11 protein-coding genes are annotated in these 21,520 nt (G+C 72.3%); all 11 read right to left on the bottom strand.

What is annotated here, in order from left to right; genetic code table 11:
* Positions 1–381: 381 nt before the first annotated feature.
* Complete coding sequence (locus tag ABTX81_RS38230; RefSeq protein ID WP_350555313.1) at positions 382–6,555, bottom strand: hypothetical protein; 6,174 nt, start codon at positions 6,553–6,555, stop codon at positions 382–384.
* A 115-nt stretch (positions 6,556–6,670) separates the two neighbouring features.
* Positions 6,671–8,956: a hypothetical protein gene (locus ABTX81_RS38225; protein WP_350555311.1), complete on the bottom strand. Its 2,286-nt coding sequence runs from the start codon at positions 8,954–8,956 to the stop codon at positions 6,671–6,673.
* Positions 8,957–9,286: 330 nt separating this feature from the next.
* Positions 9,287–10,165, bottom strand: a complete 879-nt coding sequence (locus ABTX81_RS38220; protein ID WP_350555309.1) for a metallophosphoesterase family protein — start codon at positions 10,163–10,165, stop codon at positions 9,287–9,289.
* On the bottom strand, positions 10,162–11,946 hold the full coding sequence (locus ABTX81_RS38215) for a dipeptide ABC transporter ATP-binding protein (protein ID WP_350555307.1): 1,785 nt from the start codon (positions 11,944–11,946) through the stop codon (positions 10,162–10,164). The genes ABTX81_RS38220 and ABTX81_RS38215 overlap by 4 nt, the downstream gene beginning before the upstream one ends.
* A complete protein-coding gene (locus tag ABTX81_RS38210; protein WP_350555305.1) occupies positions 11,943–12,779 on the bottom strand; it encodes an ABC transporter permease in 837 nt (278 codons plus the stop codon). The genes ABTX81_RS38215 and ABTX81_RS38210 overlap by 4 nt, the downstream gene beginning before the upstream one ends.
* 3 nt (positions 12,780–12,782) lie before the next feature.
* Positions 12,783–13,736 carry an ABC transporter permease gene (locus tag ABTX81_RS38205; RefSeq protein ID WP_350555303.1) on the bottom strand — a complete coding sequence of 318 codons (954 nt, stop codon included), beginning with the start codon at positions 13,734–13,736 and terminating at the stop codon, positions 12,783–12,785.
* Between the two features lies 1 nt (position 13,737).
* The gene (locus tag ABTX81_RS38200) at positions 13,738–15,396 is read right to left on the bottom strand and encodes an ABC transporter substrate-binding protein (RefSeq protein WP_350555301.1); all 1,659 of its coding nucleotides are present in this window, start codon (positions 15,394–15,396) and stop codon (positions 13,738–13,740) included.
* 110 nt (positions 15,397–15,506) lie between these two features.
* Positions 15,507–15,911, bottom strand: a complete 405-nt coding sequence (locus ABTX81_RS38195; protein WP_350555299.1) for a nuclear transport factor 2 family protein — start codon at positions 15,909–15,911, stop codon at positions 15,507–15,509.
* 74 nt (positions 15,912–15,985) lie between these two features.
* Positions 15,986–16,405 carry an ester cyclase gene (locus ABTX81_RS38190; protein ID WP_350555297.1) on the bottom strand — a complete coding sequence of 140 codons (420 nt, stop codon included), beginning with the start codon at positions 16,403–16,405 and terminating at the stop codon, positions 15,986–15,988.
* A 24-nt stretch (positions 16,406–16,429) separates the two neighbouring features.
* Complete coding sequence (locus tag ABTX81_RS38185) at positions 16,430–17,194, bottom strand: SDR family NAD(P)-dependent oxidoreductase (protein WP_350555295.1); 765 nt, start codon at positions 17,192–17,194, stop codon at positions 16,430–16,432.
* Positions 17,179–21,520: SDR family NAD(P)-dependent oxidoreductase (locus ABTX81_RS38180; protein WP_350555293.1), on the bottom strand; the 4,342-nt coding region annotated here is incomplete at its 5' end. The genes ABTX81_RS38180 and ABTX81_RS38185, both read right to left, overlap by 16 nt.

Genomic DNA, 21,520 nt, shown 5'->3' with positions numbered 1-21,520 from the left:
CGAGCAGACGAACGGCCACTCCTGGAGGGGCCTTCGCGCGCCGGCATTCCCTGCACGCCCTGGCTGTGGCCCCCAACCTCCCGCCTGCCCCGCGCCGCGAGCCGCTCCCCCGAGTCCGAGGCTCGGCATCATCGCCCCGCCCATGCTCCGGGTTGTACGAGCCCAACAGCCCCCGGCCGACCAGCAGACCGCCTTCTGCCCATGACACGCCGCTCCCCGGACCCGAGCCGGAGGAGGCACCGCCAGGGCGGGGCCTCCTCGTCGCCGCGCTCGCCGACGGCTGCGGTTGCGGAGTCGTCCCCGTTCGGCAACACGTCGTCTGGGCCAAGCGGGGGCGCCGCTGTCGGAATTTCCGGCTAGAAGCGCGCCCCCGCCACGGTGTCAGCCCTGGAGCACCATGCACGTCCGGAGCAGCTGTTCCAGGTGCAGCTGGCTTCCCTCGTGGTCGAACACCTGGAGGGCGTCAAGGCAGGTAACGATCCAGCGGGCCTCGTCTTCGTCCTCGATCCGGACTGCCACGGCGGTCACCGCGCTCTCCAGGTCAAACGGGTCCGCCATGAACTCTTCGGAAAGAGACCGGTAGCCGGTCACGAGCAACGGGTCCGCATACACGCCGGTCGCCTCGGCAAAGGCACGAGCTTCGGCCCGGTCCTCGCGCAGACCGGCCAGCTTGTGCAGCACCGCGTCCGCGTCGCCCAGTTCGCCGTGGAGACGGTGGGCCTGGTCGACCAGGACCGGCCAGCCCCCGGTCAGCTCGTAGAGACGGTCCAGGCGATCCTCCGTATGGAACTTCTCGACCCGCTGAGCCCAGCCGCGCAGGCTGCGGCGGTCGTGCCGGCGCAGCACCACAGGAGCGGCCGAGGTGCGTTCGGTGCCCGTCAGCAGGGGACGCCACAGGCCCAGCTGGGAAGGGTCTGTGACCACGACCACAGCGCGGGTCACCCCCGGAGTCACAGGCAACAACGTATCGGCCAGGTCCACAGCTTGACGGGGGGCCTCGGGTCGGGCGTCCGGGTACCGCGCGAAGTCACTGATGACTACACGTCGTTCACGCGGGCGCCCACCCGTGAGCTCCTGCTTGTAGACACTGGGCCTGCCGACAGGCGGCAGCGTCCAGTCGGCGATACGTCCGGCAACCGTGCGAAGGGTGTCGCCGACGTCGCCGACACCGGTCGCGCTGGTGCCGAGGACGATTCTCGTCTGGTTGGCCCGCTCGCCGAGGAGGTCGTCAAGCTGGGTAATGGTGAGCGGGGCCGGCCGACCGTCGGGCAACTCGGGGCGCCCCTCCTGCACGATGCTCTCCTGGAGCTCGCAGTCCTGTTCGGCCCTGAGCAAACGGGCGTCCACCTCGTGAGAGGTGCCGATCATGCGCAGGGCGTTCGGGCCCCTCAGATGCCACCCCTGGCCATCGTGGTTGGGAGCGAGGACACCGAGGCCCACCATCTCGGAGAGATATGCGCGGAACCCCTCGGTGTCGAGCTGTTCGAAACCCTTGCGCCAGAAGGTCTCGCACTCTTCGCGCAGTTCGGCGTCGCTCAGCCGCACTTCCAGACCGCGGTGGCGTGCGTGATAGGCCAGCACGTTGGCGATCACGTCGTAGCGGTGGTCGAGACTCAGGGTGTCCTTGAACGCCGCTGAGATGCCGTCCCTGAGGCCGGTGTCCGACTCCACGACCTCGATGTCGGCGATCTCTACCGCGTACGGGGGGCCCTCGACTCCACGCCTCGTCCGCTTGCGGTGCATCACCTCGACCAGCCGGTGACCGAACATCTGGAGCAGGAAAGGCTGGTAGGAGCAGTAACCGAGTACCCGGTTGACGAGATCTATGTCCTGGAACTCGAAGCCGAGCGCCCGCATGGGGTCGACCAAGAGCTCGGCGGCGGACTGGGGAGCGAGCGGGCCAATCACCTTCGGGGTCTGCGCAAGATGACCGAACGGCCCGTTGCTGGCGAGCTTGGAGAACCGCTGCACGGAGTGCAAGCCCGCGAAGACGACCTTGGCACGGTCCTTGGTGTCGGACCCGAGGCCCTTGAGTTTCTTGGTCTGATCGAAGCGAGGGGCATCGGCCTCGAAGAACTGGTCGCACTCGTCGAGCAGGACCAGCAGCCGGCGACGGGAGTCCCCGTCGAGCCATGCACAGATGCCCGCGCGCACCCGTTCGGAGATGTCCTTCCCCGACTTACGGCCCGGGTGTCCGCCCAGCACTTCGGCCGCCCTGAGCTTCTGGTCGAGGACACTCCACAGCGCCTCCGGCCCCAGCGAGCTGCCCTTGCCGATGTTCTCCTGATCGAGGTTCACGTACACCGCCAACTGGTAACCGGGGCGCTGCTCCTCGAACCGCTCCCCCGCGTCACTGAGCAGGGCGGACTTACCGAGTCCCCGGCCTCCGAAGATGACCTGTGTGCCGTTCCGGTCGAGAACGCTCTTGCGCTCGACGTCACGTCCGTAGAACATCTCCTGGCCGATCCGGCCGCGCTTCTCCCTGATGTAGGGATTGACGCCCGAGAACGGCAGCAGGGTCTGCGTTGCCGTGCTGACCTGCCGGTTCCCCCGTGCCGCGAGATAGGCCAAGGCGGCGTCGTCCACGACCAGCATCGGCTGCAACCGGGCGGATTCAACAGCAAGTTCGACACGGGCCTCACGGCCCAGCGTTCCGAAGTAGAGGACGAGGAGACTCGCGCCGCTGGTGTCACTCCCGGCCAGGCTCATCACGTACTTGGCGGACGGACGGCCCCAGACCATCAGCACACGCAGGTTGCCGCCCTGCTCCCGAATCTCCGAGCCGAACGCGGGTGCCTTTGCCCTGCCGTTGATCTCCACTTCCGTCGCTTCGAAGAGACGGTACTCGCGTCGGCGATGGGACTTCTCGTCCAGTGGCTTGGCGCTCTTGGCTTCGTAGCCAAGGAGTTTGAGGGCCGGGAGCAGCTGCCGCCGAGCGGACACTTCAAGCCGGTCCTTCGGCTCGGTGGCACCCAGCTCCCGCCATTCCTCAACGGCGTCCGCCGCCAGGGCCGCCTCGTCGGTCGAGAGCGCACTGTAGTCCAGGATGGGGATGTCCGGGTGCGTTCCGCCGGACCGGACGAGATCGACGAGGGCGTGGTCAATGCCCTTGGGCAGCCCGTCGGGCACGGCCGGGAAGAACTCGGTCAGATGGGACTCGCCCCCGTCGATCTCCGGGACGTCCTCGCCGATCTCCAGGAAGTAGACCAGATCCGCGGCCGTGGCCAGGCCGCCGGTGTCCAGGTGCCGCAGGACCTGTGAGCGCAACTCCTCTGTGGGGTCCAGGACGTCGAGCCGGGCTCGGATCCGGTCGGCCGCCTGCTGCCGGAAGGTGGGCAGATCGTCCCGCACGGTGTCAAGCGCCCGTCGCACGTCGACCAGGCCGTACGCGTCGATGTCGTCGAGCCGGCCCCTGGCGTCGGCAAGGAGTTCTTGGAGACGCAGGTCTTGGTCGTCGGTGATGGCGCTGTCGGCCTGCGCTCGGTGCAGTTCAGCAACGAGGTCATCGTGTTCACCGTGCAGTGCCGCGCGCCGGGTGGCTGCCCTGGCCTCGATCTCGGCCACCGCGGGCGGGGTGAACTCATCGGTCCGTGCGCCGGGCAGCAGCCCTCGTCCCGCCAGTTCGACGAGGCTACGAGCTGCGGCAAAGGCATCGTTGGCGAGCCGCTCGGCGAGAGCGTCCTGCCAGCTACGGTCGACCGCGGTGAGCAGCTCGTCGAGCGACGGACGCTCGTCACGACGGTCGCACACCTTCAGCAGTTCCGCGTCCAGCACGAGTTCGGGATCCACGGGACTTCCGGGACGTATGGCCACGGTGTCACCTGCCAGCAGGGCAAACAGCTCCTCCATCGAAGCAAGTGCCGCCCAGGCAGTAGCGGCCTTGACGGCGCCGTAACTCCGGGCCAGCTGTTCCAGTTCGCCCAGCGCCGCCTCCTGGCCGTTCAGCAGCGAACGGCGCAGGGACGAGATCTCCTTGACCGCCCGGTTGCTGTCGGAGCGATCACCACGACGGATGGTCTCGACCGCCAGACACCACTCCTTGGCCAGGCCGACGGTTCGTTCCACGAGATGCACCAAGTCTTGCCGCCCGGAGCCCTGGAGCGGCTTGCCACTGGACGGACGGTGCTTGCGGTCCATACGGTCGATCTCGTTGTTGACCTCAGGCAGCTTCGACAGGCGTTCGGCCTGCTCGCGCACCCGGGCCGCCCCATCACGGTGGTCGCCGACCACGATCGTGAGCATCGATCCCAGGAGGCCGTCGTCGGACAGCCACCGCTTGGCGATCTCCGTCGCCCGCACGAACCGAAGCCTCGGAGGCACGAGCAGAACACGACACTGCTCCAGCAACTCCCGCAACCGCACCTCCGCCCCGGAGACGTCGGCGCTGACCACCAGCGGCGAGGCCGTCATCAGGGCCCCGCTGAGGGTACGGTCGGCAACCGCGGTCGCCGCCTCCGCCAACCGTTCCGGCAGCCGGGGCGCCAAGGCCTTCAACTGGGCACCCGCGAGGTGGTCCCCCGTGATCAACGCCGTGCGCAGCAAGGCGGGCAGCAGGAGGAACTCGCTGCCTTCCGTGTCGCGGCCGGCATATCCGCTGTACTGCTGGAGCAGGTCCGCAGTCAGCCGGGCTCCCTGGCTGTCACCTGACGTCAGCAGTCCGGCGGCACCGGCCAGGCGGAGCGCCATCACCTGCGGCTCGGCGTGACCGGCTGCGTTCGCGACGTGGTGGGCGAGTCCGAAGCGTCGCTCCACGACCAGTCTCGTCAGGGCCTGCTCCGTCACGACCGCACGAAAGGTCTCCTCGGTGGTGACCGGGGTGAGATCCTTCGCGGCCGGCTCTGCGGGCTGAGCTACTTCGTCGTGCGACGCAGTCGACACCAGCGCGGGCACGGGGGCGAGCGCTGCCGGGAAGTCCGCCGTCGGGTCCGTAACCGCTGCCACCGTCCCGTCGGGGGGAGTCATGGCCCGGACGTCGTCAGTGCAGAGCGGACCGGCCGCCGGTTTCGGGGCAGGGGCTTCCGGCTCAGGTACGGCGTGCAGCTGGGATCCCTCGGGGGCGCGGCCCCCAGTCCCGGCCGTCAGGCCCTCGTCCGCCTGCTCGAAGACCGGCTCGCCGTGCTCAGCGGCCATGCCGGCGGCGACAGGCTCGTCGACTCCTCCGACATCGCCTTCGGTGGTCTTCACATCCGCCTGGATCTCAACCTCGGCCCCAGCCTCGGCCGATTCCACGACGGGGTCCTTCGGCTGTGCCGGCACCAGCTCAGAGGCCATGACCACCGCCATGGCGCACGTAGGCAATACCTGCACCATCTGGTCCTGAAGAGCCAGGATCTCCGTCGCTGCGTACACCTGCCGCCCCTCCCGGATCAACCGTGCGAGGCCGGCGAGCGCGGCGCCTTCCTGCCGCTGGGTCTGCCCCCATACCGCTGTGTCCAGCAGACGGCGGGCCGCTCCTCGCACGGCCTCGGCGGCCGAGGCGGCGGGGCTGTCCGACCGGCATTCGACGTCCAGCAACTCCCTGAGGGTCTCCCGTACCTGGCGGTCGTGGTCATGTACCGTCCGGTACTCGCGCGCAGCGTGCGTCATGTCCTCCAGCCGGCGGGGCACCCCGTTCATCCCCGCCGCGCGGAACACCGCTTCGGCGGTGTCGAAGACGGCGCCCAGCGCACCCAGTGCAGCCAGGTCCTCGTCATGCGGGGGGCGGCCGTCCGCCACCGTACCGGTCACGTTCTCCGCGGCTTGCCGAGCCAGCGCGAGAGCCGACTCCAGCTGTCGGCAGGCCTCCTCCGGATCCGCCCTCTGGTCGGCACGAGTGTCTTCCGACGCGGCCATCGGCACGTCGTGCGGGACGCCGGAGTCCGACACGGCGTCCTCGGATACCGCGGCCTTCCCGCCCGACCCCCTGATGACAGCGGGCGCTTCGCCTTTTCCGTCACCTGCGGACAGCCGCTCGCGGCCTTCCCGTATGCCCATGAAATCCGGGTACGCCGCCACGATGGAGCGGGCCTCGTCGGCCACGGAGGCCAGGCGTAGGGCCCCCTCCTCGTCGGCCGTCTCTGTGAACCAGTCCTGGTCGGCCGCCCAGGCGAGAACGTAGGCGTCGGTGACGGAGGCATTGCACCAAGCAAACAATGTGGCCCGGAGCAACGTGCCGCCCCACCGGGAAACGGGGTCGGAGACGGTCGTGCCGTCCTGGGCGAAGGCGACCTCAACGATCTGGTCCAACACCGTGGGCGTGAGGTCCCTGATGCCGCAGGTACAGGTGTGCTGCCGGACATCGCGCCGCAGCCGGGAGAGAACGTCCTGACACAGGGCCCTGCCCACCCGCCGTGGGGCCGCCATACGGATACCCAGGCTGCCGAGCAGCTTCTGCCGTTCCCTGGGCGCAAGTGAGTTGAAGGCGAGTTCCACCATGTCGACCGTGAACTCGCTCATGGTGGCGTCAACCGGGTGTTCCAACGCGTTGAGCGCAGCGGCCAGGCCTTCGAGGTCCTCGGCCGAGACAGTCGGCGGGGACAACGGCGGCCCCGTGATGACATGGTAGCGGTCGTGCATGTACGCCTACTCCGTTTCTGTGGCTGATTGTGCGCGATCAGCTCCCTCGATGCCGAGGGGCCGGGAAGATGAGACAAAACGGCGGGACGAGAGATGGGAAGCATGGATTCAGGGATCAGCGGCCGCGCGTGTGCTCAGTTACGAACGTGTAGCCGTAAGGAAGTTCCCAGCCGTCCGCCTTGCCGAGCCTGCGGCAGTGTTCGCGGAAGGCAGCCTGCTGCGCCTCGCTGGGGAAGCAACCCGGTCGAAGGCGCCGCAGGTGACCTGCAACGAGCTGGGAAGTGAGCAGCCCCACGCCTTCCAGTTCCATGCCGCCCCAGGGACGTATCACCCGTGGTGCTACAGGGCGGTAGCCGATGAGCGGGATGGTCACCTGCCCGTCGCACGCCGGGTAGTGCGGTTGACCCCAAGCGTCCCGGCTGCCGAGGGCCGGCTCCAGAAGTCGTTCCGCGAGCAGCTCCGCGACCGCCGACTCCAGCGCGGCGGTCTGGGAACGCGCCGGCCGACGCCCGTAGGTCGCGCTCGGCAGAACCGAACGGTCCAACAGGGCATGGCCGTCCAGGGTGAGCAGCCCGCAGCGGCGCACGGTGCGCATCACCAGCTGCCGGGGGCCGAGGCCGGCCGCGCTGTCACCATGGCGATCGCTGCCCGGAGCATCCTCTCTGGTGAGCACCCGGGGGTCGTAGCAGTGCCCGATCACCCGGTCGCTGACATGCAACGGTTCCGGGAGCCGGGTCGTGGTCACGCGGATCACTGTTTCACCGCGGAGCCAGCGCACCTCAAGCATCAGACCGGGGAAGAAGTCGTGAGGCCAGTGGATCCCGGTCAAACGACCGGGTTCGTCGCCGAGTTCGGCAATGACATCCTGAGCTGCCTCGTGTTCGACCAGTGTCCGGCCGGCGTGACCGAGTTCGAGGTGCGACGTGAGACGTTGGCCGTGGGACCAGCGGAGTTCGCGTGCGGCGTCCGGATGCAGGGGGAACCAGCCGTCAACGAGATGGGCCAGCCTCATGGGCGACCGCCAGGCGATCTCCTTCGCGTCGTTCCGCAGGAGTTCACCGGGGCCGAGGAAGGCATCGTCAGCGAGGGGCAGATCGACCGGATCGACATCCGCTTCCGTATTCCTCCCTGCTTCCGGATCCGGCGGCGCGGGAAGCGTCGATGCCCAACCAAGTCCTGCCGGGGCCAAGGGGTCGCGGGGTGCTCCGGTGCCACCAGGATGGTGAGAGCGCCAGACGCCCCCGCTCTCGAAGGCGTCGTCGAGCGTGATCAGGGAGCCGTTCTCGAACAGGCCCTGGTTACTGTCCCTTCGGACAACGTCGGCGATCGTCAGGTTCGCCCGGCAGACCGCCGCGGCGTACCCCACTCCCCTGAGCAGCTCCGTCGCACCGGGGAACCGGCGAAGCCGCGGTCCGACCGCCGTGTACACGGTAACCGGGGCGATGAGACCATGGCGCCGCCTCACCGGGGTGGCCGCATGTTCCACCGCAGCTGCGAAGGACCTGAGGTCGCCGCCGCCCAGCGGGCCCGTATCGCCCCAGCGCTCCGCGAGAGAGGCCCGGGTCACGGCGTAGTGGCCCCATGTGCGCAGCGCGACGCTTGAGCCGAGGACGCCCCGCACCGTGTCGAGCAGACCGAGCAGACCCGATCGCAGTTCGCCATCACTTGTTCCGCCCATGAGTTCGGCCAGGGACATGGGAACGAAGGGACTGAGCAGCTGGTCCCGTGCCGTGGTCAGGAGATGGTCCGCATAGGCTGTCAGGTCGTCGCGCCGGGCCGCCTCCGGGGACAGGTAGGAGACGTCGACGACGACGTGCCCGTCCTCGTTGATCCAGCGCCGACGTGTGCGTAAGCGGTGGAGCTGGGCCGGTGAAAGGCTCAGGGCCGGGCCAAAGGCATGGAGATCCGGGACCAGAAGTTCTCTTCGGCGGAGAGCCGCGCCGGTCGCCGACCTGCCTGGGCCCGTGGCGCCGACAGGTGCCCCGGACACCCAAGCCGGTACGTCCCCGAGGTCCCCCACTTCCGGGTGTGCGCCCTCGCGGTGGACGATCTCCGCGTAGAGCGGGTCCGACCCCGTGGCTACGCACACCATGGCGCCGACCGGGAGCGCGGGAGCGCACCCCCCGAGGGTGACCACAGGGAAGTCGTCGAGGCGCAGGGGGCTGCCACCGTAGCCGTCACCTCCGAGGTCGTACCCGAAGTACACGGCGTTGAAGGCGACGGCGGTGTGCACCGGCGCCCGGCGGGCGGCGACCACTGCTTCGAGATAGCTCAGCAGCAGATGCCGTTCCGTGACAGGGGTCGCGTCATACCCTTTTGTCATGGCGGGGGTCAGCAGAGCATGTTCTCCGTACGGATCGGGCACCCCCGTTCGCCTGTGATCGCCGACCATTGCTGACATGTCCGGGTCCCCACCCATGGCACCTCCGCCGCGCTACAGGCCACCCCGGCCCGACTGCGGTAGTCCCGCAGACTACGCCGAGGTGTGGGGTCCCTGTGGCAGTTTCCTCACTTTGTGATCGCTAATAGCCACATACATCCAACTTGCACGGGTCGTCACGCCTGTCATGTTCCATCCGCCGAGAAGCAGGGCCACCGGGACATGGAGGCCCAGATCACCCGCTAAGGGTCCTGAGTCTGTCTGCTGTGGGGACGCCTCTGTGAGGTTCTCGCCTTCGAAGCCCTACGTCAGAGCGGTGTCGCCACGGCGGTGGGCTTCGTGACGGGCTGGTCATGTGGGCGCCGGGCCGATGCCCGCGGCCCGTGCGGTGTCCAACGGAACGCGCCCCCTCGGCAGGATGCGGCGCGGACCGAGTGGCGCGCCGCGCGGCGCCCATTCGCGGGGGTAGCCGAGCGAGACCTCCTCGAACGGCACGCCGTTCGCGACCGTGGAGCGCGGGATGTGCAGGTGGCCGTAGACCACGGCGGCGGCACCGTGGCGCAGGTGCCAGTCGGCGGTGTGCTCAGTGCCGCACCACAGGGCGAACTCGGGGTGGCGCAGCAGGTAGGTGGGATCACGGCGGAGCGGGAAGTGGTTGACCAGGACGGTGGGCAGGTCCGGGTCACGGGCATCGAGGAGGCGTTCCGTCTCGGCGATCCGGGCCCGGCACCAGCTGTCCCGGTCGGGGTACGGGTCGGGGTGGAGCAGCAGTTCGTCGGTGCAGACCACACCGGCCGCGTGGGCGGCGGCCAGCGCCTCGGCCTTGGTGGCGGTGCCGCGCGGGCGGAAGGTGTAGTCGTAGAGCAGGAACAGCGGCGCGACGGTGACCGGGCCACCGGGGCCGTTCCAGACGGGGTACGGGTCCTCAGGGGTGTGCACGCCGAGTTCGCGGCAGAGCCGGACGAGTGCCCGGTAGCGGGCCTCGCCTCGCAGTTGGACCGGGTCGTCGGGCAGGGTCCACAGTTCGTGGTTGCCGGGGGCCCAGACCACCTCGGCGAACCGGCCGCGCAAGGTGCGCAGGGCCCACGCGACGTCGTCGAAGCGTTCGGCGACGTCGCCGGCGACGATCAGCCAGTCGGCGGCCGACTCCGGCCGCAGGTCCTTCACGATGTCCCGGTTCTCGGTGTACCCGATGTGCAGGTCGCTGATGGCGAGCAGGCTCCCGGTCATGCGCCGGCCCCGAGCGGGGTGGCGGCGAGCAGGCGGCGGGTGTACTCGGCGGCGGGGCGGGCGAAGAGCTCCTCGGCGTGGCCGGTCTCCACCAGGCGGCCGTCGTGCATGACGGCGACCCGGTCGGCGAGATGCTGGACCACACCGAGGTCGTGCGAGATGAACAGCACCGCCAGGCCGGTGTCCCGCCGCAGGTCTTCGAGCAGGTCGAGGATCTGGGCCTGGACGGAGACGTCCAGCGCGGAGACCGGCTCGTCGCAGACCAGGATGCGCGGGCCGGAGGCGAGCGCCCGGGCGATGGCGACGCGTTGGCGTTGGCCGCCGGAGAGTTCGGTGGGCCGCCGGTCGAGCAGGGCGGCGGCCAGGCCGACCTGGTCGAGGAGTTCGGTGGTGCGCAGGGTGCGGGCCCGGCCGCGCGGGATGCCGGTGCGGGCGAGGGCCTCGCCGACGACGCGGGCCACCGTCCAGCGCGGGTCGAAGGAGGAGAGCGGGTCCTGCTGGACGGCCTGGATGTGTGAGCGCCGGGGGCGGCGGTGCCGCTCGGGCAGGCCGCTCCAGGGCTGCCCGTCGAGGCGGACCGCCCCGGTGTCGGGCTCCTCCAGGCCGAGGACGATGCGGGCGAGGGTGGTCTTGCCGGAGCCGGACTCGCCGACCAGGCCGAGCGTCTCCCCGGCGTCCAGCCGCAGCGACACCTCCTCGACGACGGGCCGGCCCCGGTAGGCCTTCGAGACTCCGTCGACCTCGACCAGCGTCTCCCCCGTGGCGGCGTCCGGACGGCGCCGCCGCTCCTCGCGGTCCGTCGACCGCGTCTTCTGCGGGGTGACGACGGGTTCCGGAGTGAGGGTGTCGGAGGCCGGGTGCCAGCAGCGGGTGCCGTGGCCGTCGAGCGGGGGCACGGTGGCGCGGCAGACGGCGTCGGCGGCCGGGCAGCGGCGCGCGTACGGGCAGCCGTCGGGGCCGGGCGGCGGCCCGTCGGTGGCCGGGACCGGGCCGGAGAGCCGGCGGCCGCGGGTGCGGGCGCCGGGGACGGCGGCGAGCAGTGCCCTGGTGTAGGGATGCCGGGGCCGGGCGAGCAGCCCTTCGGTGGGGCCGGTCTCGACGATCCGTCCGCCGAACATCACGGCGACCCGGTCGGCGAGCCGGGCGACCACCGACAGGTCGTGGCTGATCAGCAGCAATGCGGTGCCGGAGCGTCGCAGGGCGTCGAGCAGGTCCAGCACCTGGGCCTGGACGGTGGCGTCGAGGGCGGTGGTGGGTTCGTCGGCGATCAGGAGGTCGGGTTCGCCGGCCAGCGCGGAGGCGATCAGGGCGCGCTGGCGCAGCCCGCCGGAGAGCTGGTGCGGGTGTTGCGCGGCGCGCCGCTCGGGGTCGGGGACGCCGGCGCCGGTGAGCAGGTCGTGAACCCGGGCGGGCCGCTCGGCGCGCGGGGCGAGGCGGTGCACGCGCAGGGGTTCGGCGACCTCGGCGCCGACGGTGCGCAGGGGGTCGAGCGAGGTGAGGGCGTCCTGCAGGACCAGTCCGATCCGGCGGCCGCGGACGGCCCGCCACCGGGGTTCGCTCAGCCGGGTCAGGTCGGTGCCGTCGAAGTGCAGGGCGCGGGCGGTGACGGTGGCGCCGGAGCCGGTGAGGCCGACCAGGGTGCGGGCGGTGACACTCTTCCCGGAGCCGGACTCGCCGACCACGGCGAGGCATTCGCCCCGGTCGAGGGTGAGCGAGACGTCGCGGACGGCGTGGACGCCGCCGAAGCGCACGTCCAGTCCGTCGACGGCGAGGAGTGTCATGCGGCGGTCCTCCGGGTGAAGCGGCGCTGGGCGCGGCGTCCGACGGCGTTGACGGTGAGCGTGGTGAGGGTGATGGCGGCGCCGGGGAAGACGCCGATCCACCAGGCGGTGGCGAGGAAGCTGCGCCCCTGGGAGAGCATGGCGCCCCACTCGGGGGACGGCGGCTGCGGGCCGAGGCCGAGGAAGCTGAGGCCCGAGGCGGCGATCAGGGCGGCGCCGAAGCCGACGGTGGCGAGGACCAGCATCGGCCCGACGGCGTTGGGCAGGACGTGGCGCACGATCAGGACGGGGCGCGGGACACCGAGGACGACGGCGGACTCGACGTAGCCGGAGCGGCGGACCACCAGGGTCTCGGCGCGGACGATCCGGGCGTAGCCGGGGACGAAGGCGATCGCGATGGCGATCATCACATTGACCGAGCCGGTGCCGAGCACGGTGACGGCGAGCAGCGCGAGCAGGATCGGCGGCAGCGCGAGCAGCACGTCGGCTGCCCGCATCAGCACCTGGTCGGCGGCGCGTCCGCCGAGTGCGGCGGCCAGACCGAGGGCGGCGCCGCCGGCCACCGAGAGCGCGGTGGCGCCGAGGCCGAGCAGCAGCGAGGGCCGGGTGCCGTGGACCACCCGGGCGAACAGGTCGCGGCCGAGCTGGTCGGTGCCGAACCAGTGGGCACTGCCCGGAGGAGTGAGCGCGGCGACCGGGTCGGTCTCCAGCGGGGAGGCCCCGGCGATCAGGCCGGGGGCGACGGCGGCGAGCACGATCAGGACGAGCAGAGCGGCGGCGATTGCCGGGGCGGCGCGGCCGGTCAGCCGCAGCGCGGCGCGAGGTCGGACCACGGGTCACCGCTTCCTGAGTCGGGGGTCGATGGCGAGGTACAGCAGGTCGACGGCGATGGAGATGGTCACGAACACCAGCGCGGAGAGCAGGACCAGGCCGACCACCAGCGGCATGTCCTTGCTGGTGGTGCCCTGGAGGCTGAGCGCGCCGATACCGGGACGGCCGAAGACGCTCTCCACCAGGACGGCGCCGCCGAGCAGCGAGCCGGTGAGCCAGCCGGTCAGGGTGAGGGCGGAGGCGGCGGCGTGCCGCAGGGCGTGGCGCAGCAGGACGGCTACGGGGGCGAGGCCCCGGGACCGGGCGGTGAGGGTGAACGGCTGGCCGAGGGCGGTCTCCAGGCCTTCGCGCAGCACCTGGGCGAGCACGCCGGTCAGCGGCAGGGCGAGGGTGACCGCGGGCAGCACCAGGGCGGAGAGGTCCTGGTCCCCGGCGACCGGGAAGATCCGCAGCTGGAAGGAGAAGGCGGTGAGCAGCAGGATGCCGATCCAGTACGAGGGGCTGGAGACGGCGAGCAGTTCGGCGAGGGATCCCGCGCTGCGGGCCGGGCCGCGCCGCCCCGCCGTGGCGAGGGCGGCGAGCAGGGCCGACACCAGCGCCAGGAACATGGCGGCGAGGGCGAGTTCGACGGTGGGGGCGAGCTGGTCGCCGATCAGGTCGGCGACCGGCCGCTGCTGCTGGTAGGACTCTCCGAGGTCTCCGGTGGCCAGCCGGCCCAGGTAGTGCAGGTACTGCACCAGGACCGGCTGGTCGAGCCCGTACTGGGCCCGGATCTGCGCCTTCACCTCGGGGGTGGCGGCGGTGCCCGGGCCCAGCATCACGGTGACCGGGTCACCGGGGATCAGCTGGAGCGCGGCGAACGCGACCGTGGCGGCCCCGATGAGCACCGCGAGGGCGCCGGCCAGCCGTCGTGCCGTCCCGCGGAGCAGGGCGGGAACCGTCAGGTCGGGTGTCTTCACGTCACCGACCGAGCCAGGCGTCGTGGAAGTTCAGCCAGGTGTTGGGGTCGGCGGTGAGGCCGTGGACCCGGGTGGAGTGGCCGACCACGGCGGTGCGGACGTACAGCGGGACGATCAGCGACAGGTCGACGGCCCGCTGCTGGGTCTTGCTGTAGACGTCCTTGCGGACGGCCTTGTCGAAGGTGGACTTGCCGGTGTTGGTCCACTCGTCGAGCTGCTGGTCCTGGTAGAACGTGGCGTTCTGGCCGCCCTTGGCGGGCTGGCTGGCGCTGTTGAAGTACAGCCGCAGCACGTCCGGGTCGAAGCGGGCCCAGCTGTAGTCGGCGATGTGCTCCTGACCGCCGTACACGTTCTTGATGTAGGTGCCGATGTCGAGCCGGGGGCGGGTGACCTCGATGCCGATCTTCTTCAGGTCGGCCTGGATGGCCTGGCCGAGGGTCTCGCGCTGCTCGCGGACGTACTCGGCGGGCGGCAGCGGCCACTCCAGGGTGAGCCGCTGACCGTTCTTGGTGCGGTAGCCGGCCGCGTCCTTCTCGGTCCAGCCGGCCGCGTCGAGCGCCTTCTCGGCGGCCGCCTTGTCGTACGGCCAGGAGTTCTCCAGGGACCTGTCGTAGTCCGGGGTGGTCGGCGAGATCGGGCTCCAGGCGCGCTTGTAGACGTCGAAGTAGACGCTCTTGATGTCGGTGTCGAGGTCGATGCCGCGCTGGACGGCCCTGCGGACCTGCGGGTCGTCGAGCGGGGCCTTGGCGGTGTTGAGCACCAGCGCGTAGTTGGCGCCGGGTGCGTCGGTGCTGAGCAGCTTGAGCTTGGGGTCGGACTGGACGGTCCTGACGTTGGCCGGCGGGATCGGGTCGGCGACCTGGACCTGGCCGCTGGTCAGGGCTCCGACGCGCACCGAGTCCTCGGTGAGGAAGCGGATGGTCAGCTTGTCGAGGTGGGCCGGACCCTGGTGGGCGGCGTCGGCCGGGGCCCAGTTGTAGTCGGGGTTGCGGCTGAACTGGGCGCTCTGGCCCTTGGTGTAGCCGGTGAAGACGAACGGGCCGGTGCCGACGTCGGCGGGCCCGCCCGCGCCCAGTTTGGCGCCGTTCTCCTTGATCGCCTTCGGCGAGTAGAAGCCGAGGTAGGCGGTGGACGCGGCCTGCAGGAAGGGGGCGAACGGCTCGCTGAAGGACACCTTGACGGTGTGCGGGTCGATCACCTCGGTTCCGGTGTACGGGCCGAGCAGGCCGGCCGCGTACTGGGACTTGGTCTCCTTGGCGACGATCCGGTCGAAGTTGACCTTCACGGCCTCGGCGTCGAACGGGGTGCCGTCGGTGAACTTCACGCCGTCCCGGAGCCTGAAGGTGTAGCTCTTCAGGTCGGGGCCGATCTCCCACGAGCTGGCCAGCCAGGGCTGGAACCCGCCCTTGGCGTCCTGGTGGACCAGCGAGTCGAAGACGTTGCGCTGGATGGCGCCGGTGACGTCCTGCTGGCTGACGTGGATGTCGAAGGAGATCGGCTCGACGTCGGTGGCGTAGGTGAGCGAGCCGCCCTGGACGGGCTCGGCCGAGGCGCTGTCCGCCGCCGGGCCCGTCCCGTCGGAGCCGCAGCCGGCCACGAGGAGGGTTCCGGCGGTGACGGCCGCGAGCAGCGGGAGGGGACGGGGCCCGGTTCTGGCCATGCTGGTGACTCCGTTGCGAAGGAAGGGGGTTGAGCTGGGCTGATGCCGGAAAACTAACCGTGCGGCGATGCCCCCAGGACCCCTACCCGACCCCTAGCCCACCCCTGGGGTCAGCCCTGCGGGCGCAGCGGATAGCGCGGCACCGAGCGGCGGTGGGCGATCCGCCAGCCGTCGGGGGTGCGGACGTAACGGTCGTGGTACTCGCCGTTGTGCACGCCGCCGTCGGCGAGCAGCACCAGGTAGCGGCTGCGCCCGCGGACCGTGCCGTCGGCCTCGGGGGTGAGCACGGAGTCCAGGGTCTGGTGGTCGGGCGACTCGGCCCCGAGTTCCCGGGCGAACGTCCGGATCTGCGCCAGACCGGTGAACACCGCGCCGGTGCGGGCGAGTTCGATCACCCCGTCGGCGGCGAAGACGGTGCCGAGCGCCTCGTCGTCGGCGTTGTCGAAGGCGTGCGAGAAGCGGGCCAGCAGCTGGCGCAGCTGCTCCGCGTCGGTCGGGGTCAACTCGGTGGTCACGGCGGCCTCCTGGCGGACGTGGGCGAGGGCCCGGCCGGCGGTGCCGACCGGGCCCGGGGGCGAGGGGTCCGGGGTCAGAGACCGGCGGGGGCGAGCTGCTGGATGATGCCGAGCCGATCCGGCAGCACGTTGTAGCGGACGACCTTCCCGTCCCGGATGGTCAGCGTGCTGATGCTGAAGCCGCTGAACGTCCGGCCGGTGGCCGGGACGCCGAAGACCGGCCCCGTGTGGGTGCCCTCGATCCGCCAGAAGGCGATCACCCGGTCGCCCTCGGCGACCAGGTCCTCCACGGTGGCCTTGACGTCCTTGACGTTCTGCCACAGCCAGCGCAGGTGCTCGCGGAAGTCCTCGCGGGTGCCGGAGCCACCCGGTCCGACCCGGGTCTCGTCGGCGGCGTCCTCGGCGATCAGCTCCTCGATCAGGTCCAGTCGCTGCTCGCTGACCAGCTCGTGGTAGTAGCGCTCCACCAGGGCCTTGTTCGCGTCGATGCTCATGTCGTCTCTCTTCAACTGGTTGGGTCAGGAGGGGTTCTGCGGGGGCAGCAGGATGCCGCCGTTGGCGGTCAGGCCGCCGTCGACGGGGACGGTGACCCCGGTGACGTACGAGGCGGCGGGTGAGGCCAGGAACCACACCACCTCGGCCTGTTCGCGCGGGTCGGCCCAGCGCTGGGCCGGGATCCGGCGGGTGATGAAGGCGGAGAAGCCGGGGTCGGCGATCTGCGCGGCGGTCATCGCGGTGGCCGTCCCTCCGGGGGCGATGGCGTTGACCCGGATGCCTTCGGCCGCGTAGTCGATCGCCGCGCCCCGTACCAGGTTGATCACCGCGGCCTTGGTGGCGTTGTACGCCCAGGTGCCCGGGTCGCCGCGCAGCCCGGAGACCGAGGAGGTGGCGATCACCGACCCGCCGCCCGAGGCGCGCAGCGCCGGGACGGCGGCCCGCAGGCCCGCCACCACGCCGCGCACGTTCACCGCGTACAGCCGGTCGAGGCGCTCCAGCGCACCGGGTGCCTCCAGCGGCCCGCCGCCGCCGATGCCGGCGTTCAGCACGGCGGTGTCCAGCCGCCCGAAGCGCTCCAGGGCGAGCGCGACCGCGTCGACGGCGGTCGCCTCCTCGGCGACGTCGCCGGCCAGCGTCGCCACGCCGTCCAGGTCGGCGAGCGCCCGCAGCCCCGCCTCGTCGACGTCCACCGCCACGACCCGGTGGCCGCGTTCGACGAACAGTCGGGCCACCGCCTCGCCGATGCCGGACGCCGCTCCGGTCACCAGGACTACCGGGTCGACCATGCCTGCTCCTTCGTCTCGATCCATTCACGGACGGCCTGTGCCGTCGTCGGGGTGTTGTGCTCCAGAACGGTGAAGTGGTCACCCGGGATGTCCCGCACCTCGTGCGGGACCGGCCAGTACGCCCGCCAGTCCAGCTCGCCGCTCGGGTCGACGACCGTGCCGCGCAGCGGGGTGTCGGCGCGCAGGGCCAGCACCGGGGCGTCCACCGGGCCGGGCCGCCAGCCGGCGAACACGGTGTTGTAGCCGCCCATCGCGGTGAGGCTGGCGTCGCTCCACACCATGTCGTACTGCGCGATCCGGTCGACCATCCCGCCGAGCATGGCGTTCAGCCACCACTCGCCCATGCCCTCGCGCACGGCGCTGTCGATCGGGTACGAGTCGACCAGCACCAGGCCGGCGACCGGGCGGCCCTGTGCCTCCAGCCGCTCGGTGACCGCGTGCGCGACGCAGCCGCCCATCGAGCGGCCGACGATCACGAACGGCCGGTCGGGGCCGACCAGTTCGAGCACAGCCTCGGTGTGCAGGGTGAGGAAGGTGTCCAGTTCGTCCGGCAGCTCCTCGTCCGGCGCCCAGCCGGGCGACGGCAGCACGAAGACGTCGCGCTCGCCCTGGAAGGCGTGGGCGAGCCGGGCGTACTCGTGCGGGCCGGAGATCGCGCTCAGCGCGGGGAACGCCACCACCGCCAGCGGGGCGGGCCCGGAGGCCAGCCGCAGCGGTGCCAGCCCGTGCCGCGACCGGTCCTCCGCCGGGAAGCGGCCGCGCAGGTGGGAGGCCGCCCCGATCAACGCGGACGCCTCGACGAAACTGCCCTGGGCGGCGAGCCGCCGGTACAGCGTGGACAGCGGGTGCTGCGGATCGTCCCCGCCGGCCGGAGCGGTGGGCGCCTCGGCGGTGTCGCCGAGGGCGTCGAGGAGCTCGGACAGGTGCTCGGCGAGGCTGGTCGGGTCCGGCCGGTCGAAGGTGACGGTGGGGGCCAGTCGCAGGCCGGTGACCGCGGTCAGCCGGTTGCGCAGCTCGACGGCGGTCAGCGAGTCGAGGCCGAGGTCGTTGAACGGGCGGGCCGGGACGACCGCCTCGGGCGCGCTGCCGAGCGCGGCCGCCACCTCGGTGCGGACCAGCTCCAGCAGTGCCGCGGTGCGCTCCGCCGGACCGAGGCCCACCAGCCGGGCGGCCACCGCGCCCGGGCCGCCCGACGCGCCCGCGCGGGCCGCCGGTCGCCGTACCGCGGGCGCCAGGGACCGCAGCAGGGCGGGCGGTTCGGGCTGGGCGCGCAGCGCGGACAGGTCCAGCGGGGCGGCCACCAGGTGGGCCGCGTTCCGTTCCAGCGCGGCGTCGAACAGCTCCGCGCCGCGCCCGGCGGCGATCGGCCGCAGGCCGGCCCGGGCCGCGCGGCGGCGGTCCGCGTCGGTGAGGTGCGCGGTCACCGCGCTGGCCTCCGCCCACGGGCCCCAGGCCAGCGAAAGGCCCGGCAGGCCGATCGCGCGCCGGTGCGCGGCCAGCGCGTCCAGGTAGCTGTTGGCGGCCGCGTAGCTGCCCTGGCCGGGGCCGCCGAGCACCGCCGCGACGGAGGAGTACAGCACGAACGCGGCCAGCCGGTCGCCCCGGGTCAGCTCGTGCAGGTGCCGGGCCGCCTCCGCCTTCGGGGCCCACACGGCGGCCAGCCGCTCGGGTGTCAGCGCGGTGAACACACCGTCGTCCACCACGCCGGCGGTGTGCACCACGGCGGTCAGCGGATGCTCGGCCGGTATCGCGGCGAGCACGGCCTTCAGCGCCGCGCGGTCGGCCGCGTCGACGGCCGCGACCTTCACCCGGGCGCCCGCCGCCGCGAGCTCCGCGCGCAGTTCGGCCGCGCCGGGCGCGTCGGGGCCGCTGCGGGAGAGCAGCAGCAGGTGCCGCACGCCGTGCCCGGTCACCAGGTGCCGGGCCAGCAGGCCGCCCAGCACCCCGGTCCCGCCGGTGATCAGCACCGTGCCCTCGGGATCCCAGCCGGGGGCGGCGGGCGGCAGCACCGCTGCTCCGCCCCCGTGGCCCCGCACCGCACCGGACGCCCGGCCGGCGGCCGGGAGCGCGGAGGAGCCCGCGGCAGCCGGGAACGCCATGGCGCCGTCACCGTCACCCGGCACCGCAGCGGCCTCACTGCCGGCTCCCGCGCCGGCCGGGGCCTTCCCGGTGTGCCGTCCGCCGACCGTGCCGTCCGCCGGAGCCGCCCGGACCAGTCGTGGGACCCTCGCGCGTCCGCCGCGCAGGGCGAGCAGGGGCTCGCCGGTGGCAACGGCCGCGGCCAGGGCCCGGGCCGATGCCGGGTCCTCGTCGGTGTCCACCAGGACGATCCGGCCGGGGTGCTCGGACTGTGCGGAGCGCAGCAGGCCCCAGACGGCGGCGACCGCCAGGTCCGGCGACCCGCCGTCCGGCTCGACGGCGTCGCGGGTGAGCACCGCCAGCCTGGGCGCCGCCGACCCGTCGGCCAGCCAGGCCTGCACGGACGCGAGCACCTCGGCGAGCACGTCGGGCCCGGCGGAGACCGGCAGTTCGTCGAAGGCCCGGTCCGCGCCGGCCGGCAGGTCGAGGTCCACCCAGGCCTGCTCGAACAGCGCGTCGTGGTCCCGGCCGCCGGGCGGGGCGAGCTGTGCCTTGGCGACCAGCCGGGCCCGCAGCGCCCCCACCGACGCGACCGGCGCGCCCGAGCCGTCCGCGACGTCGACCGCGATCGTCTCGGATCCGGTGTACCGCAGGCGCACGCGCAGGGCTCCGGCGCCGGCCGCGTGCAGCCGTACGCCGGTGTACGCGAAGGGCAGCCGGCTCCGGCCGGGCGGGGTATCGGTCAGGCCGTGGTGGGCGGTGATGTGCACGGCGGCGTCCAGCAAGGCCGGGTGCACCCCGAACCTGCCCGCCTGTTCCCGCTGTTCGGCGGGCAGTTCGACCTCGGCCCAGAAGGTGTCGCCGTTGCGCCAGGCGGCGCGCAGGCCCCGGAAGGCGGGACCGTACACGAGTCCGGAGGCGGCCAGTTCGTCGTAGACCGCGTCGACCGGCAGGGCCTGCGCGCCCGGCGGCGGCCAGGCGGTCAGCGGGTCGCCGGGGGCGGCCGGTCCGTCGAGCAGGACGCCGGAGGCGTGCCGGGTCCATTCCCGGTCGCTCCCGGCAGGCCGGGAGTGCACGGTGACCGCCCGTGCGCCGCCGTCCGGTTCCCGGACGGCGACCTGGATGTGAACCGCGCCGCGTTCGGGCAGGACCAGCGGTGCCTCGACGACCAGTTCGTCGAGGACGGGGGCGCCGACCTCGTCGCCGGCCCGGATCGCCAGCTCGATCAGGGCGGTGCCGGGGACGATCACCGTGCCCTGGACGGCGTGGTCGGCGAGCCACGGGTGGCCGGCCAGGGAGAGGCTGCCGGTCAGGAGTGCGCCGCCCTCGGGCAGCCGGGTCGCCGTGGCGACCAGCGGGTGTCCGGCGTCGGCCAGGCCGAGGCTGTCGGCGCCGGCGGTGCGCGGGGCCTGCTCCAGCCAGTAGCGGCTGCGCTGGAACGGATAGGTGGGCAGGACGACGTCGGCGGGTCGCCCGGTGCCGAGCAGGGCGGTCCAGTCGACCGGGTGGCCCTGGACGTGGATCCGGGCGAGGGCGGTCAGCGCGGTGCGGACCTCCTCGCGGTCCCGGCGCAGCACGGCGGCGGTCACCGGCTCCTCCAGCGACTGCCCGACCAGCCCGGCCAGCGTGCCGTCCGGGCCCAGCTCGACGAAGGTGGTGACGCCCTCGGCCGCCAGCGCGGCCACGCCGTCGGCGAAGCGCACCGGCTCGCGGACCTGCCGCACCCAGTACGCCGGGTCGGTGAGCTCGGCGGCGGTCGCGATCCGGCCCGTCACATTGGACACCACGGGAATCGTGGGCGGCCGGTGGTCGAGCGTCTCGGCGACCTTGCGGAAGTCCTCCAGCATCGGGTCGAGCAGCGGTGAGTGGAAGGCGTGGGAGACCCGCAGCCGGGTCGCCCTGCGGCCCGCCCGCTCGAAGTGTGCGGCGATCTCCCGGACGGCCGGCTCCTCGCCCGAGATCACCACCGAGCGCGGGCCGTTGACGGCCGCGATCCCCGCCGCCTCGCTCAGCAGTGGCAGCACCTCCTGCTCGGTGGCCTCGACGGCGACCATCGCCCCGCCACCGGGCAGGGCCTGCATCAGACCGGCCCGCGCCACCACCAACCGAGCCGCGTCCTCCAACGAGAACACCCCCGCCACATGCGCCGCGGCCACCTCACCGATCGAATGCCCCGCCACGAAGTCCGGCCGCACACCCCACGACTCGAACAACCGGAACAGCGCCACCTCCAACGCGAACAGCGCG

The sequence above is a fragment of the Kitasatospora sp. NPDC097605 genome (genome assembly GCF_040302725.1).
In the GTDB taxonomy this organism is placed as follows: Bacteria; Actinomycetota; Actinomycetes; order Streptomycetales; family Streptomycetaceae; genus Kitasatospora.
Note: the sequence above shows the minus strand (reverse complement) of the source record. Positions and strands in the feature narration are given on the sequence as shown.